The following is a 19,526-nucleotide window of genomic DNA, read 5'->3' on the forward strand; positions in this document are numbered from 1 at the left end:
TCGCAGTCATTTAATCATATAAAAAATCTGGGATAAAATTGTCTCAGATTTTTTAGCTAATTAGCTTTCAAGACAAATGACGTTACCTCATTTTTTTGATATAATTAACCTTATGGAAAATACTAAGAAAATTGAGAATTATGAAATCATGTTAGCGCAAGCAAATGCTTTATTTGCTAACGAAAGAAACTTGTTGTCAAACCTTTCGAATGCTAGCGCACTTTTGAAGATGACCTTGCCAAATTCTGTTTTTACTGGCTTTTACCTTTTCAATGGTGAAGAATTACTTCTTGGACCATTCCAAGGTGGGGTATCTTGTGTGCACATCAAGCTTGGTAAGGGTGTATGCGGTGAATCAGCTCAAAATCGTGAAACAATGATTGTCGCTGACGTTACAAAACACGCAAACTATATCGCTTGTGATTCAGCTGCCATGAGTGAAATTGTAGTGCCAATGGTTAAAGATGGAAAATTAGTTGGTGTCTTAGACCTAGATTCACGCTTGACAGATGACTATGATGCGATTGACCAAGAATATCTTGAAAAATTTGTGGCTGTACTTATCGAAAAATCATATTGGAATCTAGATATGTTTGGAGTTGAAAAATAATGTATCAAGCCCTTTATCGAAAGTACCGTAGTCAGACCTTTGATGAAATGGTCGGGCAAACGGTTATTTCAACGACTCTGAAACAAGCAGTATCTTCTGGGAAAATTAGTCACGCCTATTTGTTTTCGGGTCCACGAGGTACGGGTAAAACCAGTGCCGCTAAAATTTTTGCAAAGGCAATGAACTGTCCTCACCAAGTAAGTGGTGAACCTTGTAACCAGTGTGATATCTGCCGAGATATTACAAATGGTAGTCTTGAAGATGTCATTGAAATCGATGCTGCTTCAAACAATGGTGTTGATGAAATTCGTGATATCCGTGATAAATCAACTTACGCACCAAGCCGTGCGACTTACAAAGTTTATATCATCGATGAAGTGCACATGCTGTCAACTGGGGCTTTTAATGCACTTTTGAAAACTCTAGAAGAACCAACTGCAAATGTTGTCTTTATCTTAGCAACGACAGAGTTGCACAAAATTCCAGCAACAATTCTTTCTCGTGTTCAACGTTTTGAGTTTAAAGCGATTAAGTTAGCAGCGATTCGTGAGCATTTGGGTCATATCCTTGATAAAGAAGGTATCTCTTATGACGAAGATGCTCTAACCCTTATCGCTCGTTGTGCCGAAGGTGGTATGCGTGATGCACTATCTATCCTTGATCAAGCTCTTAGCTTAACAACTGACAATCATGTCTCACTTGCGATTGCTGAAGAAATTACAGGTAGTATTTCAATGGCTGCTCTGGATGATTTTGTGGCAAATGTTTTGGCGCAAGAAACAAGTAATGCTTTGGAAAATCTTGAAACGATTTTTGATAGCGGTAAGAGCATGAGCAGATTTGCAACGGATTTGTTGAATTATCTTCGTGATTTGTTGGTTGTTCAAAGCGGTGGTGAAAATACTCACACCAGCCAAGCCTTCCAAGAAAATTTATCAGGTGTTCAGCAGGATCGTATTTTTGAGATGATTAATCTGGTGACTAAGATTTTACCAGAGATCAAGAATGGTGTTCAACCTAAAATCTATGCTGAAATGCTGACGATTCAATTGTCTGAGTCTAGTAAACAAACTGTAAGTGCTCAAGTGCCAGAAGGTTTGTCAGATGAATTAGCAAGACTTAAAGCAGAAATCAAAGATTTGAAAGATCAACTGGCTAATCTTGACAGTTCAGCTATTTCTCAAAAATCAACAAAACGTCAAAAATCAAATTCAAGCTATCAGTATAAAGTTGATCGCACGAAGATTTTGACTATCATGCAAGAAACAATCGTTGATAGTCAAAAATCACGCGAGTATCTTGAAGCGCTTAAGGGGGCTTGGAATGAGATTTTGGACAGTATCTCTGCTCAAGACCGTGCCTTGTTACTAGGATCTGAGCCTGTTCTTGCAAACAGTGAGAATGCTATTTTGGCTTTTGATGCTGCCTTTAATGCAGAGCAAGCCATGAAGCGAACTGACCTTAATGACATGTTTGGAAATATCATGAGCAAGGCAGCAGGTTTTTCACCGAATATCTTGGCTGTTCCACGTAAAGATTTTAATAGCATTCGTACAGAATTTGCTCAAAATCTGAAAAAGAAAAAACAAACTCCAACGCAGGAAGAAGTTAAAGATGATTCTTTCATTCCAGAAGGATTTGATTTTCTAGCAGATAAGATTAACAAAATCGAAGATTAAAAAGAGGTATTCGTTTGAATACCTCTTGTGTTTTAAAACAGTTATATTATCTGATAAAAACAACTATCTATGCTATAATGATTGTATGACTATAAGACGTTTTTTATTAATGGCATTGGTATGTGCCTTTGAGACTTATTTTTTTAATGAATGTATATTAGATGGTGATTATTTCTTTGCTATCTTTTGGGGATTGTTGTTATTGCGCGATATTCAACGTGTCTACACACTTGATAAATTACTTCAAACCTTGACATCTACTCCCAAGAAGAAAGACTAATTTCACCACTGCGTAATAATTTTTCTTGACCATTGTCAAGTTTAACTAGCAGGTGCCCTTGATTGGTAATGTCAATGGCAAGTCCTGAAAATTCAATATCATTTTCGCTGAAAGTCACTTGTTTGTTCAAAACAAGTGATTTTTCTTTGTAAACTTTTACCAAATCTTTTTCTGGAATAGTCAAGAAAAGCTTCCAAATTTCTGTAATGAGCTCATTGCGCGTGATAGTTGGTTGAGATGAAAAGAGTGATCCAGCTTTTTTAGAAATATCTTTCGGGAAATCTGTGATATGGAAATTGATACCAACACCGATGATGACATCTGTAATTAGCCCAGTTTCAACTGATGAGGTTGCTTCAGTTAAAATTCCAGCGATTTTTTTGTCTTTATAGTAGATATCATTAACCCATTTGATGTCTGTTTCAATGCCTGTCAATCGAGAAATGGCTTTTACGATGCTTGAAGCAACCATAAGAGTGTATGGCTTGATTTCTTCAAAAGGTACATTTGGCTTAAGATGGAGAGACATGTAAATGCCTCCTTGTTTTGAAGCGAAGAATTGTCTGCCAAAACGACCTTTTGCCTTTTCTTGGCTAGGAGCGAGGTAAAGGTGGGATTGCTTATCAACTTCCATGTTATTTTTAGCATCAAGCTGAGTTGATTCACTTTTTTCGTTAATTGTGACAGGAATATTAAGCTCTTTAGCAATGATTTCGGGAAGAAGGAGGTCGCCTGAGGTAATTTTATAACCACGTTTTTTGATAGAATCAATTTTGACGCCTTTTTCTTCTAACGTTTTGATAGCTTTCCAAATCGCGGTGCGAGAAAGTTCAAATTCTTTTGCGAGTATCTCACCACTGATATAGTCGTTTTGATTTTGAAGGTAGCAGTAGATTTTTTCGTAGGTTTTCATACCTATTAGTATAATATATTTTTTCTAAATCTTCTTAGTTAAAAGTGAATTTGTTACAAAATGGTAAGAAATTTACTATAGGCATTTGTGGTGAAACGTGGTACAATATTCTAGTTAATGAGTCCCGATAAGACAATCTGGTGGTTTAATAACGTGTTACTCTTTGTTAGCTTATCTTGATATGCTTCAGTATTATCTGCGATTTCGCTGCCTTGATTAACCCGCCATTAATCGCGCCATCTCCCGTTTGGAAGGTGCAGATTGGTACTTTGTAACTCTCTTTGTTTTTTGATGAGTAAAGTTATTCATAAAACAATGAAAATCCTATGGAATCTTCGTGATTGGCTAAGTAAGTTGATTTGGGAAGAAACTATGGAATTTTTAACAAGTGCTTTTTATGGTAACGTATTAAGCAATTTTTAAAATTTTTAAGGGGGGACATTTTTATGTCAGAACGTAAACTTTTCACGTCTGAATCTGTTTCTGAGGGGCATCCAGATAAGATTGCAGACCAAATTTCAGATGCTATTTTAGATGCTGTGTTGGAACAAGATCCTGATGCGCACGTTGCAGCAGAAACTGCTGTATACACTGGATCAGTCCATGTTTTTGGTGAAATTTCAACAACAGCCTATGTTGATATTAACCGTGTTGTTCGCGATACTATTGCAGAAATCGGTTATACAAATGCTGAGTACGGCTTTTCTGCTGAGTCAGTTGGAGTTCATCCATCATTGGTTGAACAATCACCTGATATTGCACAAGGTGTTAACGAAGCTTTGGAAGTTCGTGGTAACGCAGACCAAGATCCACTTGATTTGATTGGTGCTGGTGACCAAGGTTTGATGTTTGGTTTTGCAGTTAATGAAACACCTGAGTTGATGCCACTACCAATTTCACTTTCTCACAAATTGGTTAAAAAATTGGCAGATTTGCGTAAATCAGGCGAAATTTCATATCTTCGCCCAGATGCTAAATCTCAGGTAACTGTTGAATATGACGAAAATGACAAACCAGTTCGTGTAGATACTGTCGTTATCTCAACTCAACATGACCCAGAAGCAACAAATGAACAAATTCATAATGATGTGATTGAAAAAGTCATCAAGGCTGTTATTCCAGAAAAATATCTTGATGACAAAACTAAATTCTTCATCAATCCAACTGGTCGTTTCGTAATCGGTGGTCCTCAAGGGGATTCTGGTTTGACTGGTCGTAAGATTATCGTTGATACTTACGGTGGTTATGCACGTCACGGCGGTGGTGCTTTCTCTGGTAAAGACGCTACAAAAGTTGACCGTTCTGCATCATATGCTGCACGTTACATCGCTAAAAATATTGTCGCTGCTGGTTTTGCAACTAAAGCAGAAGTGCAATTGGCTTACGCTATCGGTGTAGCACACCCAGTTTCAGTTCGTGTTGATACATTTGGCACAAATACTGTAGCAGAAAGTAAATTGGAAGCAGCTGTTCGTGAAGTCTTTGACCTTCGTCCAGCTGGTATCATTAAAATGCTTGATTTGAAACGTCCAATTTACCGCCAAACAGCTGCATATGGACACATGGGACGTACAGATATTGACCTTCCATGGGAAAAACTTGATAAAGTAGATGCTTTGAAAGAAGCAGTAAAATAAAAATATAAATCGTTGTACCTTCGGTGCAGCGATTTTTTAAATTCCATAAATTTTGTTCAAAGATTCTAGGGAACCTTTGTCTTTCTTTTGATAAACTATATATAGATAGGGAGGTGCTTGAAATGATTTATCGTTTTAATCAGACAATGACTTACATTGAAAGTGTACTTGATTCTGAAATTGATAAGAAGAAAATTCAACAACTTTCAGGGTATTCATATTCAATGTTTTCTCGTTTGTTTTCTATCTTAGCTGAGATGACTTTGTCGGAGTATATACGCAAACGTAGATTATCTGAAGCAGTTAATGATTTGAAAACAACATCTCAAAAAATTGTTGATATAGCTATGAAATATGGTTATGATTCAGCGGATAGTTTTAGTGCAGCTTTTAAAAAATTTCATGGTGTAACACCTTCTGAAGTTCGTCGAGGGATGACTTATAAAGTCTTTCCAAAATTACAGCTATCTTTAAAAGTAATGGGAGGACGAGATATGAACATTACGATTGAGAAAAAACAAGCTTTTGCTGTTGCTGGTGTGTTGGCTTCTGGTATTGAAAGCAAAGATTGCCCGAAAGTTTGGGACAAGTTGTATGCTACTTATGACTGTGATAGTCTAAAAAAACTGGGCAATGCAACCATGATTGGAGTTTGCTCAGAGACCATTGAAAATACAAGAGTTAATTATTTAGCTGGCTATGATGTAGCTGATAAAAAAGTGGCGCAAGAATTAGGATTAGATGTTTTGGAGGTGGATGAGGCAGAATATGCTGTTGTACCAGTGAAAGGAAATGTTCCTGATTCTATTCATGAAGCTTGGAAATACGTTCTTGAGGTGTTCTTTCCAGAAAACGGCTATAGACATTCAGGTGCCCCAGATTTTGAAGTTTATAAAGAAGGTAATATACACGCTGATAATTATGAAATGGCCTTATGGATACCAATTATAAAAGAGAAGTGACATAGAATATAAATCGTTGTACCTTCGGTGCAGCGATTTTTAATATAATTCCTTCGTCTTGTTACATTTGCAATAAAATAGTCATTATAAAGCGGATAAAATTCCGATTTTTTAAATTAAATTTGAAGATTCAAAATAGAAGTTTTATGATATACTATTAAAACGAGAGAAAATATTACAAAACCTTTACAAATTGTCAAAATATTCTTCGTAATCTGTTTGTAAAATTGAATAATCTATGATAAAATGAAAAGGTTGAATTCTAGCAGAAAGTTTTGAATGTATGCGTAAAATTGTTATTAATGGTGGCAAACCTTTAAAGGGAGAGGTTGCTATTTCAGGTGCTAAGAATAGTGTTGTGGCTTTGATTCCAGCAGCTATTCTATCTGATGATATTGTTATTTTGGATGGAGTTCCTGCCATTTCCGATGTTGATAGCCTAATTGAGATTATGGAAGTGATGGGAGCTAAGATTAAGAGAGAAGGCGAAACGCTTGAAATCGATCCACGTGGTGTTAAAAATCAACCGATGCCATATGGAAAAATCAATAGCTTGCGTGCTTCTTACTACTTCTATGGTAGTCTTCTTAGCCGTTTTGGTGAAGCAACTGTAGGGCTTCCTGGTGGATGTGACCTTGGACCTCGTCCGATTGACCTTCACTTGAAAGCTTTTGAAGCTATGGGAGCAAAAGTATCTTATGAAGGCGAAGCAATGCGCTTGGCAACAGATGGTCAACCAATTCATGGTGCTCACATCTACATGGATACGGTTAGTGTTGGTGCGACAATTAATACTATGCTTGCTGCAACAAAAGCAAATGGTCGTACAATCATTGAAAATGCAGCTCGTGAACCAGAAATCATCGATGTGGCTACTTTGTTGAATAACATGGGTGCTCACATTCGTGGTGCAGGTACTGATGTTATTACAATCGAAGGTGTTGAGAGCCTTCACGGAACACGTCATCAAGTTATTCCAGACCGTATCGAAGCAGGTACTTACATTGCTATGGCGGCAGCGATTGGTGAAGGTGTTCGTGTTACTAATGTCCTTTATGAACACTTGGAGAGCTATATTGCTAAGCTTGAGGAGATGGGTGTTCGTATGACAGTCGAAGAAGATGCTATCTTTGTTGAAAAACAATCAGGTCTAAAAGCTGTGTCAGTTAAAACATCACCATATCCTGGTTTTGCAACTGACTTACAACAGCCTATCACTCCGTTGTTATTGACAGCTGAAGGTCGCGGAACTATCTTAGATACTATTTACGAAAAACGTACTAACCACGTTGCTGAATTGGTTCGTATGGGTGCTGACATTTCTATTGTTGGTGGTCGTATTGCTTACCAAGGTCCTAATAAATTGACAGGTGCTCCAGTTAAAGCGTCAGACTTGCGTGCAGGTGCTGCACTTGTAACAGCAGGTTTGATGGCCGAAGGAACAACAGAGATTACTAATGTTGAATTTATCTTACGTGGTTACTCAAATATTATCGAAAAATTAACAGCTCTTGGTGCTGATATTAAATTAATCGAAGAATAAGAAGAAGCCTGTGAAGGCTTTTTTCTTTTGCTTTTTTGCACTAAAGTGTAACGATTCATTTTTTGATATCGTATGTTATAATAGAATCATGGATATTTGGACGCGTTTAGGACGCTATGCTTTTGTTGAGACAGAACGCATGTATTTACGTCCTTTTGCATATAAGGATAGTCAGGATTTTTTTGAGATTTGTCATAATCCAGACAATCTTCGTTTTATTTTTCCTAGCCGTGCGACACATGAGGAAAGTGATTTTCTCATGGTTCATTATTTTATGAAAGAGCCACTTGGAGTGTGGGCGATTGAAGATAAAAAAACTCGTAAAATGATTGGCTGTATACGTTTTGAAAAAATTGATGTTAATCATTTGTCTGCTGAGATTGGTTATTTTATAAATCAAGCATTCTGGGGAAAAGGGTTGATGACTGAGTGTTTAAAGACAATTGCTTTTTTAGGTTTCCAAGAAATTGGCTTAAAAGAGCTGCATGTTATTGCTCACGCAGAAAATCTTGCTAGTCAGCGAGTTGCGCAGAAATCTGGTTTTACCTTGAAACATCAATTTAAGGGAAGTGATCGATACACTAGAAAAATGCGTGATTATGTCGATTATCAGTTGAAAAAAGGTGACTATCGTTATGAGTAAACATCAGAAAATATTAGAGTATCTTGAAAATCTAGCTGTTGGAAAGCGCGTGAGTGTGCGTAGTATATCCAACCATTTGAATGTTAGTGACGGTACGGCTTATCGTGCAATTAAAGAAGCGGAAAATAGAGGGATTGTTGAGACAAGACCTCGAAGCGGTACGGTCAGAATTGAAAAGAAAGCTACTGTTCGTATTGAACGATTGACTTATTCTGAAATTGCTAGAATCAGTGATTCTGAAGTTTTAGCTGGAAAATCAGGACTCACACGAGAATTTAGCAAGTTTTCTATCGGTGCCATGACTCAGGAAAATATTTCACGTTATCTGGTTAAAGGTGGTTTGTTAATTGTTGGAGACCGTGAAAATATTCAATTGCTGGCGCTTGAAAATCATAATGCTATTTTGGTTACGGGTGGATTTTCTGTGTCAGAAGCTGTTATTCGCTTAGCAGATGAACTCGGAATTCCTGTCATGGTAACTAACTACGATACATTTACTGTTGCGACGATGATTAATCATGCTTTATCAAATGTCCGAATCAAAACGGACTTAACAACAGTTGATCAAGTTTATCAAGTGAAGTCAGAATACGGTTTTCTACGTGAAGGTGATACGATTCGTGATTTCAATACCTTAATGAAGCAAACCAAAAATGTGCGTTTTCCTGTTGTTAATAGCAAAAATGTTGTTATCGGTGTTGTCAGTATGCTTGATGTGGTCGGTCAAGAAAATAATGTTGACATAAAGAGCATCATGTCTCGTAATTTGATTATCGCAAAACCCCAAGCAAGTCTTGCTAATATCAGTCAAAAGATGATTTTTGAAGACCTTAACATGTTACCGGTTGTGGCAGATGATTTGACTTTACTAGGGGTGATTACACGACGTCAAGCTGTTGAGAACCTTCAAAATTTACAACACTCTAGTCTTTATACATACAGTGAGCAGATGTTGTCAAATTTGAAGCACGAAGATGGTGTTTATCAATTTGTCGTTGAGCCTGCAATGATTGACCACGCAGGAAATTTTGCTCAAGGTGTTTTAACTGAATTTATCAAAGAAATCAGTGTTCGTGTCTTAACTAAAAAACATCAAAAGAACATTATTATTGAGCAATTGATGCTTTACTTTTTACAGGCTGTTCAGATTGATGACCGTTTAGTTATCCAACCAAGGATTATTACAGAAAAACGTCGTAGTTCGGTGATTGATTTTGAAATTCTTTTAGATGACCAAATCGTTGCCAAAGCCTTGGTAACAACAAAAATTAACTATTAATTTCCAGTATCTTATAGAAATAAAGTGTCAAATAAGTGACATTTTTGACAGTTTAGTAACTATCAGTGTATAATTAAGATTACCAATACACTTTTTATAGATATTATTATAGGAGTATATATTTATATGATTACATTAAAATCAGCTCGTGAAATCGAAGCAATGGACCGTGCAGGGGATTTTCTTGCTTCTATTCACATCGGTCTTCGCGACCTTATCAAACCAGGTGTTGATATGTGGGAAGTTGAAGAGTATGTTCGCCGTCGTTGTAAAGAAGAAAATGTTCTTCCTCTTCAAATCGGTGTTGATGGCTCTATCATGGACTATCCATACGCTGTTTGCTGTAGCTTAAATGACGAAGTTGCGCACGCATTTCCACGTCACTACATTTTAAAAGAAGGCGATTTGCTTAAAGTTGATACTGTTCTGTCTGAACCGCTTGATAAATCAGTTGTTGACGTATCAAAATTGAACTTTGACAATGTTGAACAAGTTAAAAAATACACTGAATCATACACTGGTGGTTTGGCTGACTCATGTTGGGCATATGCTGTTGGTGAAGTATCACAAGAAGTTAAAGATCTTATGGATGTAACCAAAGAATGTCTTTATATCGGTATTGAAAAAGCAGTTGTTGGAAACCGTATCGGTGATATCGGTGCAGCAATCCAAGAATATGCTGAAAGCCGTGGATACGGTGTTGTTCGTGACCTAGTAGGTCACGGTGTTGGTCCTACAATGCACGAAGAACCAATGGTTCCTCACTATGGTAGAGCAGGTCGTGGACTTCGCCTACGTGAAGGAATGGTTATTACAGTAGAACCTATGATTACTACAGGAACTTGGGAAATTGATACTGACATGAAAACTGGCTGGGCTCACAAAACACTTGATGGTAGCTTATCATGTCAATACGAACACCAATTTGTGATTACAAAAGATGGTCCTGTAATTCTAACAAGCCAAGGAGAAGAAAGAACGTACTAAGAGATGAAGCGAAAGCAGTTCTTAGACAAATTATGGTCTAAACTAGAGTGGCAACCGCTGCAGGTTTATTTAAAACATTATCGCAGTGCAGAGATTGACTTATCAGCAATCGCAGTTGCTTACTACTTGTTGCTGACAGCTTTTCCGTTGATTGTTATCGCAGCAAATATTTTCCCTTACCTGAATATTGATGTTAATATTTTGTTAGCTTTCATGAAAAAGAATTTGCCGACAAATTTATATCCGTCGGTATCGGCTATTACGGTTGACATTTTTTCAAAACCTTCAGGTAGTATTTTGGGAGTTGCCACTTTAACAGCATTTTGGACCATGTCTAAATCGTTGACCTCTCTTCAAAAAGCAATTAATAAAGCATATGGTGTAGCACAACACAGAGATGTTGTCATTGGTCGATTAGTTGGTGTTATCGGGAGTCTTTTGATTCTTTTCTTGCTAACTTTCGTTTTACTATTTTCGACTTTCTTAAAAGTCGTTTTGCAAATTATCAATTCGAACTATGATTTGAGTGATACGATGGCAACTGTTATTTTGCACTTGTCACAGCCGGTGACAGTTATAACGATTGTTATCGGGCTGATGTTACTGTATTTTATTCTACCTAACGTTAAAATCAGACGTCTACGCTATATTTTACCAGGGACGATATTCACATCCGTTGTTATTGTGTTCTTGAATAACTTGTTTAGTAGTTATATTTTGAGAACTTTTGAACGAATGGTAGACATTAAAACATTTGGGTCTGTCGTGATTTTTGTTTTGATGTTGTGGTTTATCTTCCTTGCTCATATCTTGATTTTAGGAGCTGTCCTAAATGCAACTTATCAAGAAGTACGTCAAGGGAAAATGGAAAGCCGTCGTGGCGATTTATTGTCTATCTTGACGCAACGAGGAAAAAAATAACACCCAAGGGTGTTATTTTTTATCTTTAAAAACAAGTAATTTACTGAGAACATAATTCAAAACAATGACTAGGACTTGAGCAAAGAGAGTCTCGATAGCATTTACCATCGACAGATTGTCGCCTACGAATTGCCCGATAATGTGAGGAAATTTTGTCACTAAAAGGTAAGCCAAAACTAGGTCTAGAATCAGTGTTGATAGACGAGCAACAGAGAATTTGATTAGGCGTTTCACCCAACCTTTTCTAGCTTGATTGAAAACGAAATAATCATTGGTAAAAAATGCAAACATAATTGCAGTGACATTAGCGATAACAGCTGAGATAGTAGCGGATTCAATGATTGAAAAGACGATTAAACGTGTTCCCATGTAGACAACTGTTGCTAAAACTCCAAAAAATAAATATTTAAAAACTTCGCTTGTAATTATTTTTTTCATAAGACTACTATATCAAAATTTAACTATTTGTGCTATACTTTTAAGCGTTGTCTATACAACCCTTGGCGCTTTTTCCCTTTCGCCAAGCATATTAGAAACGTAGAAGGGACTAACTTTCTAACGTTAAAGGAGAAGAATTAAAATGAAAAAATTCACTATTCGTGATTTTACTCAAGTTGCTCTTGTTGCAGCAATTTATGTTGTTTTAACGGTTACACCGCCTTTAAATGCTATTTCTTATGGCGCATACCAATTTCGTGTGTCAGAAATGCTAGTATTTTTAGCTTTTTATAACCGTAAGTATATTGCAGGTCTTACGCTAGGGTGCATGATTGCTAACCTTTATAGTTTTGGATTGATTGATGTTTTTGTTGGTGGAAGCCAAACTTTCTTATTCCTAACTTTAGGGGTTACCTTATTTGAACGTTACAAAGATCAATATTTGTTCAACGGCTTGTTTAATAAAGCATTCTTTTATTTTTCGCTCTTATTTGCTGCATCAATGTTTACCATCGCAGCAGAATTATACGTGGTGGCTGATGCCCCATTCATGATGACTTGGTTCACATCAGCTGTAGGAGAATTTGTCTCTCTTTTAATTGGCTCACTCGTGATGGATAAATTAGGAAATCGCGTTGAGTTAACAGCTTAATAGATAAAAAGGCTTCCATTATTGGAAGCTTTTTCTTTTTAAAATTTTAAATTTCGTCAGCTTTAGGGGAGTTTTTTGGGTTAGATGTGTTAAAATAGTATGTATGAAAGAACGTATTCAAAAATTGGTTGAGACACTCAATCAGTACAGAAAAGAGTATTATACACAAGACCAACCAACGGTCTCTGATAGTGAGTATGACAAGCTCTATCGTGAATTGGTAGAGCTTGAAAAGGCTAATCCAGACTTGATTTTACCTGATAGTCCGACTCAGGCAGTTGGTGGTCTTATTTTGGACGGTTTTGAAAAATATCAACATGAAACACCGCTTTATAGTCTTCAAGATGCTTTTTCACGTGAAGAACTTGATGATTTTGACCGACGCGTTAAGGCTGAATTTCCAAATGCCTCTTACATGGCTGAACTTAAGATTGATGGCTTATCGGTATCGCTTGTCTATGTTGATGGTGAATTACAAGTTGGGGCTACACGTGGTGATGGTTCTATTGGTGAAAATATTACTGAGAACGTTAAGCGTATCAAAGATATCCCACATAAATTAGAACAACCATTGACGATTACAGTTCGAGGCGAAGCTTATTTACCAAGAAAATCATTTGATAAAATCAATGAAGAACGTCGTGAAAGTGGTCAGTCAGAATTTGCTAATCCTCGTAATGCTGCAGCTGGAACACTTCGTCAGTTAAACACTGCCGTTGTTGCAAAACGTAATTTAGCGACATTCCTTTATCAGGAAGTAGCTTCAACTGACAAAACAACACAAAATGATGTCTTAGAAGAGCTGGCAGGCTATGGTTTTTCTGTTAATCCGAGACGTATCACAACGTCATCTATGGATGATATTTGGACATTCATTCAAGAAGTCGCAGCTGAACGTGATGAATTAGCATACGATATTGATGGTATTGTTATCAAAGTTAATAGCTTAGCCATGCAAGAAGAACTAGGGTTTACAGTTAAAGCACCACGTTGGGCAATTGCTTATAAATTCCCAGCAGAAGAAAAAGAAGCTGAGATTTTATCAGTTGATTGGACAGTAGGGCGTACAGGTGTTGTAACACCGACAGCAAACTTGACGCCTGTTCAACTTGCAGGAACTACAGTTAGTCGCGCTACCTTGCACAATGTTGATTACATTGCTGAAAAAGATATTCGTATTGGTGACACGGTTATTGTCTACAAAGCAGGAGATATTATCCCAGCAGTACTTCACGTTGTTGAAAGCAAACGTGATAAGCAAGTGCCAATGACGATTCCTGAGGCTTGTCCATCTTGTGGTAGTGAGCTGATTCATTACGAAGACGAAGTCGCACTTCGTTGTATTAACCCGCTTTGCCCAAGTCAAATCCAAGAACGTTTGACTCATTTTGCTAGTCGTGATGCGATGAATATTACAGGGCTTGGTCCATCAATTGTTAAGAAACTCTTTAAGTCTGATTTGGTTCATGATGTTGCAGATATTTATCGACTAAGTGTTGAAGATTTATTAACGCTTGATGGCTTCAAGGAAAAATCTGCTGAGAAGCTTTATGATGCTATTCAAACGTCTAAGGCTAACTCAGCTGAAAAATTGTTATTCGGTCTAGGCATTCGACATGTTGGTGCTAAAGCTAGTCGTCAGCTTTTAGAGGTTTTCGAAAGTATTGAAAATCTTGTGGCAGCAGATGAAGAAGCTATTGCAACTATTGATGGTCTTGGAACTGTTATTGCCAAATCATTGCGCAGCTATTTTGCAAAAGATGAAGCAGAAGAGCTTTTAAAAGAATTGAAAAATGCAGGTGTTAACTTTGCGTATCTTGGAAAGAAAGTTTCTAAAGATGCACAATTAGCTGGTTTGACAGTCGTTCTAACTGGAAAATTGCAACGCTTGACACGTAATGAAGCAAAGGAAAAATTGCAAGATTTAGGAGCAAAAGTCACTGGAAGTGTTTCTAAGAAGACTGATATTGTCGTTGCAGGAGCAGATGCTGGTTCAAAATTGACAAAAGCCCAAGCGCTTGGAATTGAAGTCCGTGATGAAGCTTGGTTAGAAAGTTTATAATTTTTGAGGTAATAAAATGGTCAAAAAACAAAAACGCGCACGTTTAATCTATAATCCGACCTCTGGCCAGGAAATTATGAAGAAAAATGTTGCAGAAGTTCTAGATATTTTGGAAGGATTTGGATATGAAACTTCAGCATTCCAAACAACCCCTGAAGAAAATTCCGCACGCGATGAAGCAACTAGAGCTGCTAAAGCAGGCTTTGATTTGGTCATTGCTGCTGGTGGTGATGGAACAATTAATGAAGTGGTCAACGGAATTGCTCCGCTTCCAAAACGTCCAAAGATGGCAATTATCCCGACAGGTACCACAAATGATTTTGCGCGTGCTCTAAAAATTCCGCGTGGAAATCCAGTTGAAGCAGCTAAAATCATTGGTAAGAACCAGTTGATTCATATGGATATTGGTCAAGCGCGTGAAGATACTTACTTCATTAACATTGCAGCGGCAGGTTCATTCACAGAGTTAACTTACAGTGTCCCAAGTCAATTGAAAACAATGTTTGGATACTTAGCTTATTTGGCAAAAGGTGTAGAACTTTTGCCAGGTATTCGTACAGTTCCAGTCCGCATCAAGCATGATAAAGGTGTTTTTGAAGGTGATGTGTCAATGATTTTTGCGGCTATCACTAATTCAGTTGGTGGTTTTGAGCAAATTGCTCCTGATGCAAAACTTGATGATGGTAAATTCACTCTTATCTTGGTTAAAACAGCTAACTTGATTGAAATTCTTCGCCTAATTCGTTTGGTGCTTGATGGTGGCAAGCACATTGGTGATAAACGCATTGAGTATATTAAGACTGGGTCATTAGAAATTGAACCATTATCTGATAAGAGAATGATGATTAATTTAGATGGTGAATATGGTGGAGATGCTCCAATTAAACTTCGCAACCTTAAAAATCACATTACTTTCTTTGCAAACACAGATGAAATTTCTGACGATGCTCTAGTTTGGGATCAGGAGGAACTTGCTCTAGAGGCTATTGCTCAAAAATTTGCACATGAAGTTGAAGACTTGGATGATTCAATGGACAATTAATTATAAAATGTTCAAAATGTAACTATATTATAGAAGAAAGTTGTTCCATTTTTGAAGTTCATGTAAGCCTTTAAAAGAATTGTTGCTTTTTTATGGCAAATCAAGTTACTTTTTCTACATTTTTTTAGAAAAATAAGCTAATAATTAGCAGAAAATTATGGCGAAAAAGGCTAGAGAGAAGCGGATGATACCGTTTCTCTTTTTTTAAAACAAAAAACTAAACAGAGGTTAAGTATAGTCAGGGAAAACGTTTCCGAAACCATTGATTTCGTTGACAATTTTCTAAAATAGGACTAGAATAACAAGGTAAAAAATTTTAAAAGGAGATTCATATCATGTTGAATTTAAAAATCTTAGCACTTGGTCTTGCCGTACTAGGAGTTAGTCTTGGTGAAGGTATCCTTGTTGCCAATATTGCAAAATCTGCAGCACGTCAACCTGAAATGTTCAGCAAATTGCAAACACTTATGTTCCTTGGGGTAGCCTTTATCGAAGGTACATTCTTCGTCCTTCTTGCATCAACATTCTTCGTTGGATAATTCTAACTTAGAACATTAAAAAGAAGGAGGGATAGAGTTGGAAACATCTGTAAATCCAACAGCGCAGTTCTTTGGTATTGAGTTTGACTTAACCATTTTAGCGATGTCTCTCTTGACGGTGATTATTTCCTTCGGTATCATTTTTTGGGCTACTCGAAAAATGACTTTGAAACCTAAAGGAAAGCAGAATTTCATTGAGTACGTCTACGAGTTTGTACAAAATACGATTAAACCTAATCTAGGGAAATACACTCCCAACTACAGCTTGTTGATGTTCACGATTTTCTTTTTCATTCTGATTGCTAACAACCTTGGGTTGGTAGTAAAATTGGAGTCTGAAAACTACAACTTTTGGACATCTCCAACATCAACTTTCATGGTTGATTTCACGCTATCTTTGATTATAGCGATTGTTGTCCATTTTGAAGGTGTACGAAAAAAAGGTGTAGGTGCATACTTGAAAGGGTACTTAAGCCCATTTCCAATGATGCTTCCAATGAACATTTTAGAGCAATTTACAAATCTTTTGTCACTTGCTTTGCGTTTATTTGGTAATATCTATGCCGGTGAAGTTGTTACAGCTTTGATTGTTGGCTTTGGTACAAAAAGCTTAATTTTTGCGCCATTTGCCTTTGCCCTTAACTTGGCTTGGGTTGCTTTCTCAGCCTTTATCGGATGCATTCAAGCGTACGTATTCACAATTTTGTCATCTAAATATATTTCAGAAAAACTCCCAGAAGATGAGGATGAATCTTAAGAAAGGAATAATCAATGGAAACACTAATCAATAGTACAAGTATTGGTAATATCATTATTACTGCTGGTTCAGTGATCCTTTTGTTGGTTCTCATCAAACTTTTTGCTTGGGAACAATTGACAGGGATCTTTGCCGCTCGTGAAGAAAAAATTGCTAATGATATTGATGGTGCAGAAGCAGCTCGTAAAGAAGCAGAAGCTCTTGCTGCTAAACGCCAAGAAGAGTTAGCTGGCGCTCGTACTGAGGCAACACAAATTATTGATGATGCCAAAGAAACTGGTAAAAATCAAGAGGCTAAAATCGTCGCTGAAGCACGCGAAGAAGCTAGTCGCTTGAAAGCTAAAGCTAATCAAGATATCGAACAAAGTAAAGCAGAAGCTCTTTCAAGTGTGAAAGGTGATGTCGCTGATTTAACTGTCCTTTTGGCAGAAAAAATCATGACAGCAAATCTTGACAAAGAAGCTCAAAGCAATCTCATTGATAGCTATCTTGACAAGCTAGGAGATGCCTAATGGATAAAAAGACACAAGCTCTTGTTGAGCAATATGCGAAAAGTCTCGTAGAAATTGCTATTGAAAAAGACAGTTTAGCTGAACTCCAATCAGAAACAGAAGCTTTGTTGTCTGTTTTTGAAGAGACAAACTTAGCTGACTCTTTGTCAAGTTTAGTTGTTTCACGTGATGAAAAAGTAAAACTTGTTAGGTTGCTTCAAGAGTCTAGTTCAGTTTACATGAACAATTTTCTTGAGGTAATTTTACAAAATGAACGAGAAGCGCTCTTGAAAGCCATCTTAGAAGGCGTTCAGAAAGATTTTGTTATTGCAACTAATCAACACGACATTGTTGTGACAACTGCGGTAGCATTGACTAATGAACAAAAAGAACGTATCCTTGCTTTGGCAGCTGAAAAATTTGGTGTCCAAGCAGGTAAACTCGTTGAAAACATCGATGAATCAATCCTTGGTGGATTTATCATCAATGTTAACAATCAAGTAATTGACACAAGCATTCGTCGTCAATTGCAAGAATTTAAAATGAATTTGAAATAGAAAGTGGTGTGACTTTTGGCAATTAATGCACAAGAAATTAGCGCTTTAATTAAAAAGCAAATTGAAAACTTCCAGCCAAATTTTGACGTCACAGAAACTGGTGTTGTCACTTATATCGGTGATGGTATCGCTCGTGCTCGTGGTCTTGATAATGCCATGAGTGGAGAACTTCTTGAATTTTCAAATGGTGCTTTCGGTATGGCTCAAAACCTTGAGTCAAATGACGTAGGTATCATCATTCTTGGAGATTTCTCTTCAATTCGTGAAGGTGATGAAGTTAAACGTACTGGTAAAATCATGGAAGTACCAGTAGGTGAAGCTCTTATTGGTCGTGTTGTTAACCCACTTGGTCAACCAGTAGATGGTCTTGGAGATATCGAGACAACTGCTACACGTCCAGTGGAAACACCTGCACCAGGCGTTATGCAACGTAAATCAGTTTCTGAACCACTCCAAACAGGTATTAAAGCGATTGACGCTTTGGTTCCAATTGGACGTGGTCAACGTGAATTAATCATTGGTGACCGTCAAACAGGTAAAACATCTGTTGCGATTGACGCAATTTTGAACCAAAAAGGACAAGATATGATTTGTATCTATGTTGCTATTGGTCAAAAAGAATCAACTGTTCGTACACAAGTTGAAACACTTCGTAAATACGGTGCCCTTGATTACACAATTGTTGTGACAGCATCTGCTTCACAACCTTCTCCATTACTTTACATCGCTCCATATGCTGGTGTTGCAATGGCAGAAGAATTCATGTACAACGGAAAACACGTATTGATCGTTTATGATGATCTATCAAAACAAGCGGTAGCTTACCGTGAACTGTCACTTCTTCTTCGTCGTCCACCAGGACGTGAAGCTTACCCAGGTGACGTCTTCTACCTACACAGTCGCTTGCTTGAACGTTCTGCGAAAGTTTCTGATGCGCTTGGTGGTGGATCTATTACAGCTCTTCCATTCATCGAAACTCAAGCTGGTGATATCTCAGCTTACATCGCAACTAACGTAATCTCAATCACTGACGGACAAATCTTCTTGCAAGAAAATCTTTTCAACTCAGGTATTCGTCCTGCGATCGATGCTGGTTCTTCAGTATCACGTGTTGGTGGTTCAGCACAAATCAAAGCAATGAAGAAAGTTGCAGGTACACTTCGTCTTGACTTGGCTTCTTACCGTGAACTTGAAGCCTTCACTCAATTTGGTTCAGACTTGGATGCTGCAACTCAAGCTAAACTTAACCGTGGACGTCGTACAGTAGAAGTGCTTAAACAACCTGTTCACAAACCACTTCCTGTTGAAAAACAAGTTGTGATTCTTTATGCACTTACTCATGGTTTCTTGGATGATGTGCCAGTAAATGACATCCTAGCATTCGAAGAAGCTTTGTATGATTACTTTGATGCACACTACGAATCAATCTTTGAAACTATCCGTACAACAAAAGATTTACCTGAAGAATCTGTCTTAGATGCAGCTATCAAAGCCTTTAAAGATCAGTCAGAATTCAAATAAGAGGGAGGTAGCA

21 protein-coding genes and 1 riboswitch are annotated in these 19,526 nt (G+C 37.4%); of the genes, 19 read left to right on the top strand and 2 right to left on the bottom strand.

The genetic code is table 11. The features are described 5' to 3' along the window. Positions 1–112 precede the first annotated feature (112 nt). From ACNTMY_RS03260 to ACNTMY_RS03270, 3 genes are all read left to right on the top strand, one after another. On the top strand, positions 113–610 hold the full coding sequence (locus tag ACNTMY_RS03260) for a GAF domain-containing protein (protein WP_039698379.1): 498 nt from the start codon (positions 113–115) through the stop codon (positions 608–610). After that, positions 610–2,289, top strand: coding sequence for a DNA polymerase III subunit gamma/tau (gene dnaX, locus ACNTMY_RS03265; protein ID WP_423216632.1), 1,680 nt, complete (start codon positions 610–612; stop codon positions 2,287–2,289). The genes ACNTMY_RS03260 and dnaX overlap by 1 nt, the downstream gene beginning before the upstream one ends. 85 nt (positions 2,290–2,374) lie before the next feature. Continuing rightward, positions 2,375–2,569, top strand: a complete 195-nt coding sequence (locus tag ACNTMY_RS03270) for a DUF3272 family protein (RefSeq protein ID WP_024344321.1) — start codon at positions 2,375–2,377, stop codon at positions 2,567–2,569. Here ACNTMY_RS03270 and birA read toward each other — a convergent pair. Then, positions 2,547–3,482, bottom strand: coding sequence for a bifunctional biotin--[acetyl-CoA-carboxylase] ligase/biotin operon repressor BirA (gene birA / locus ACNTMY_RS03275; protein ID WP_423216633.1), 936 nt, complete (start codon positions 3,480–3,482; stop codon positions 2,547–2,549). The two genes, ACNTMY_RS03270 and birA, sit on opposite strands and share 23 nt — an antisense overlap. 291 nt (positions 3,483–3,773) lie before the next feature. Between birA and ACNTMY_RS03280 the strand changes: the two genes are divergently transcribed. From ACNTMY_RS03280 to ACNTMY_RS03315, 8 genes are all read left to right on the top strand, one after another. Next, positions 3,774–3,905: a hypothetical protein gene (locus tag ACNTMY_RS03280; protein ID WP_423216634.1), complete on the top strand. Its 132-nt coding sequence runs from the start codon at positions 3,774–3,776 to the stop codon at positions 3,903–3,905. A gap of 23 nt (positions 3,906–3,928) precedes the next feature. Continuing rightward, a complete protein-coding gene (metK, locus tag ACNTMY_RS03285) occupies positions 3,929–5,119 on the top strand; it encodes a methionine adenosyltransferase (protein ID WP_423214483.1) in 1,191 nt (396 codons plus the stop codon). A 122-nt stretch (positions 5,120–5,241) separates the two neighbouring features. Continuing rightward, a complete protein-coding gene (locus ACNTMY_RS03290) occupies positions 5,242–6,081 on the top strand; it encodes an AraC family transcriptional regulator (RefSeq protein WP_420543910.1) in 840 nt (279 codons plus the stop codon). Positions 6,082–6,364: 283 nt separating this feature from the next. Continuing rightward, on the top strand, positions 6,365–7,624 hold the full coding sequence (locus ACNTMY_RS03295) for a UDP-N-acetylglucosamine 1-carboxyvinyltransferase (protein ID WP_423216635.1): 1,260 nt from the start codon (positions 6,365–6,367) through the stop codon (positions 7,622–7,624). Positions 7,625–7,712: 88 nt separating this feature from the next. Next, on the top strand, positions 7,713–8,267 hold the full coding sequence (locus ACNTMY_RS03300; protein ID WP_423216636.1) for a GNAT family N-acetyltransferase: 555 nt from the start codon (positions 7,713–7,715) through the stop codon (positions 8,265–8,267). Next, positions 8,260–9,546 carry a CBS-HotDog domain-containing transcription factor SpxR gene (gene spxR, locus ACNTMY_RS03305; RefSeq protein WP_423216637.1) on the top strand — a complete coding sequence of 429 codons (1,287 nt, stop codon included), beginning with the start codon at positions 8,260–8,262 and terminating at the stop codon, positions 9,544–9,546. Before ACNTMY_RS03300 ends, spxR begins: the two co-directional genes overlap by 8 nt. A 126-nt stretch (positions 9,547–9,672) precedes the next feature. Continuing rightward, positions 9,673–10,533 carry a methionyl aminopeptidase gene (locus ACNTMY_RS03310; RefSeq protein ID WP_134775075.1) on the top strand — a complete coding sequence of 287 codons (861 nt, stop codon included), beginning with the start codon at positions 9,673–9,675 and terminating at the stop codon, positions 10,531–10,533. A gap of 3 nt (positions 10,534–10,536) precedes the next feature. After that, the gene (locus ACNTMY_RS03315; RefSeq protein ID WP_423216638.1) at positions 10,537–11,454 is read left to right on the top strand and encodes a YihY/virulence factor BrkB family protein; all 918 of its coding nucleotides are present in this window, start codon (positions 10,537–10,539) and stop codon (positions 11,452–11,454) included. Positions 11,455–11,466: 12 nt separating this feature from the next. Here ACNTMY_RS03315 and ACNTMY_RS03320 read toward each other — a convergent pair whose 3' ends face one another. After that, positions 11,467–11,892 carry a GtrA family protein gene (locus ACNTMY_RS03320; protein WP_423216639.1) on the bottom strand — a complete coding sequence of 142 codons (426 nt, stop codon included), beginning with the start codon at positions 11,890–11,892 and terminating at the stop codon, positions 11,467–11,469. A gap of 28 nt (positions 11,893–11,920) precedes the next feature. Continuing rightward, a riboswitch (PreQ1 riboswitch) is annotated at positions 11,921–12,032 on the top strand. 2 nt (positions 12,033–12,034) lie between these two features. Here ACNTMY_RS03320 and ACNTMY_RS03325 point away from each other — a divergent pair. The 8 genes from ACNTMY_RS03325 (at position 12,035) to atpA (ending at position 19,513) form a co-directional block, all read left to right on the top strand. Then, entirely contained in the window at positions 12,035–12,544 is a 510-nt protein-coding gene (locus ACNTMY_RS03325) for a QueT transporter family protein (RefSeq protein ID WP_423216640.1), read from the top strand. Between the two features lie 103 nt (positions 12,545–12,647). Beyond that, a complete protein-coding gene (gene ligA / locus ACNTMY_RS03330) occupies positions 12,648–14,606 on the top strand; it encodes an NAD-dependent DNA ligase LigA (protein WP_423216641.1) in 1,959 nt (652 codons plus the stop codon). Positions 14,607–14,622: 16 nt separating this feature from the next. Beyond that, a complete protein-coding gene (locus ACNTMY_RS03335) occupies positions 14,623–15,648 on the top strand; it encodes a diacylglycerol kinase family lipid kinase (RefSeq protein ID WP_423214488.1) in 1,026 nt (341 codons plus the stop codon). A gap of 335 nt (positions 15,649–15,983) precedes the next feature. Continuing rightward, positions 15,984–16,187: a F0F1 ATP synthase subunit C gene (locus ACNTMY_RS03340; protein WP_039697151.1), complete on the top strand. Its 204-nt coding sequence runs from the start codon at positions 15,984–15,986 to the stop codon at positions 16,185–16,187. Between the two features lie 37 nt (positions 16,188–16,224). Next, positions 16,225–16,944 carry a F0F1 ATP synthase subunit A gene (gene atpB / locus ACNTMY_RS03345; RefSeq protein WP_278487538.1) on the top strand — a complete coding sequence of 240 codons (720 nt, stop codon included), beginning with the start codon at positions 16,225–16,227 and terminating at the stop codon, positions 16,942–16,944. Positions 16,945–16,958: 14 nt separating this feature from the next. Then, the gene (gene atpF, locus ACNTMY_RS03350) at positions 16,959–17,456 is read left to right on the top strand and encodes a F0F1 ATP synthase subunit B (protein ID WP_021141995.1); all 498 of its coding nucleotides are present in this window, start codon (positions 16,959–16,961) and stop codon (positions 17,454–17,456) included. Then, positions 17,456–17,992: a F0F1 ATP synthase subunit delta gene (locus ACNTMY_RS03355; RefSeq protein ID WP_074628818.1), complete on the top strand. Its 537-nt coding sequence runs from the start codon at positions 17,456–17,458 to the stop codon at positions 17,990–17,992. The genes atpF and ACNTMY_RS03355 overlap by 1 nt, the downstream gene beginning before the upstream one ends. 15 nt (positions 17,993–18,007) lie before the next feature. Beyond that, complete coding sequence (gene atpA / locus ACNTMY_RS03360; protein WP_021141997.1) at positions 18,008–19,513, top strand: F0F1 ATP synthase subunit alpha; 1,506 nt, start codon at positions 18,008–18,010, stop codon at positions 19,511–19,513. Positions 19,514–19,526 lie beyond the last annotated feature (13 nt).

The sequence above is a fragment of the Streptococcus equinus genome (assembly GCF_049393735.1).
GTDB lineage: Bacteria > Bacillota > Bacilli > Lactobacillales > Streptococcaceae > Streptococcus > Streptococcus equinus_G.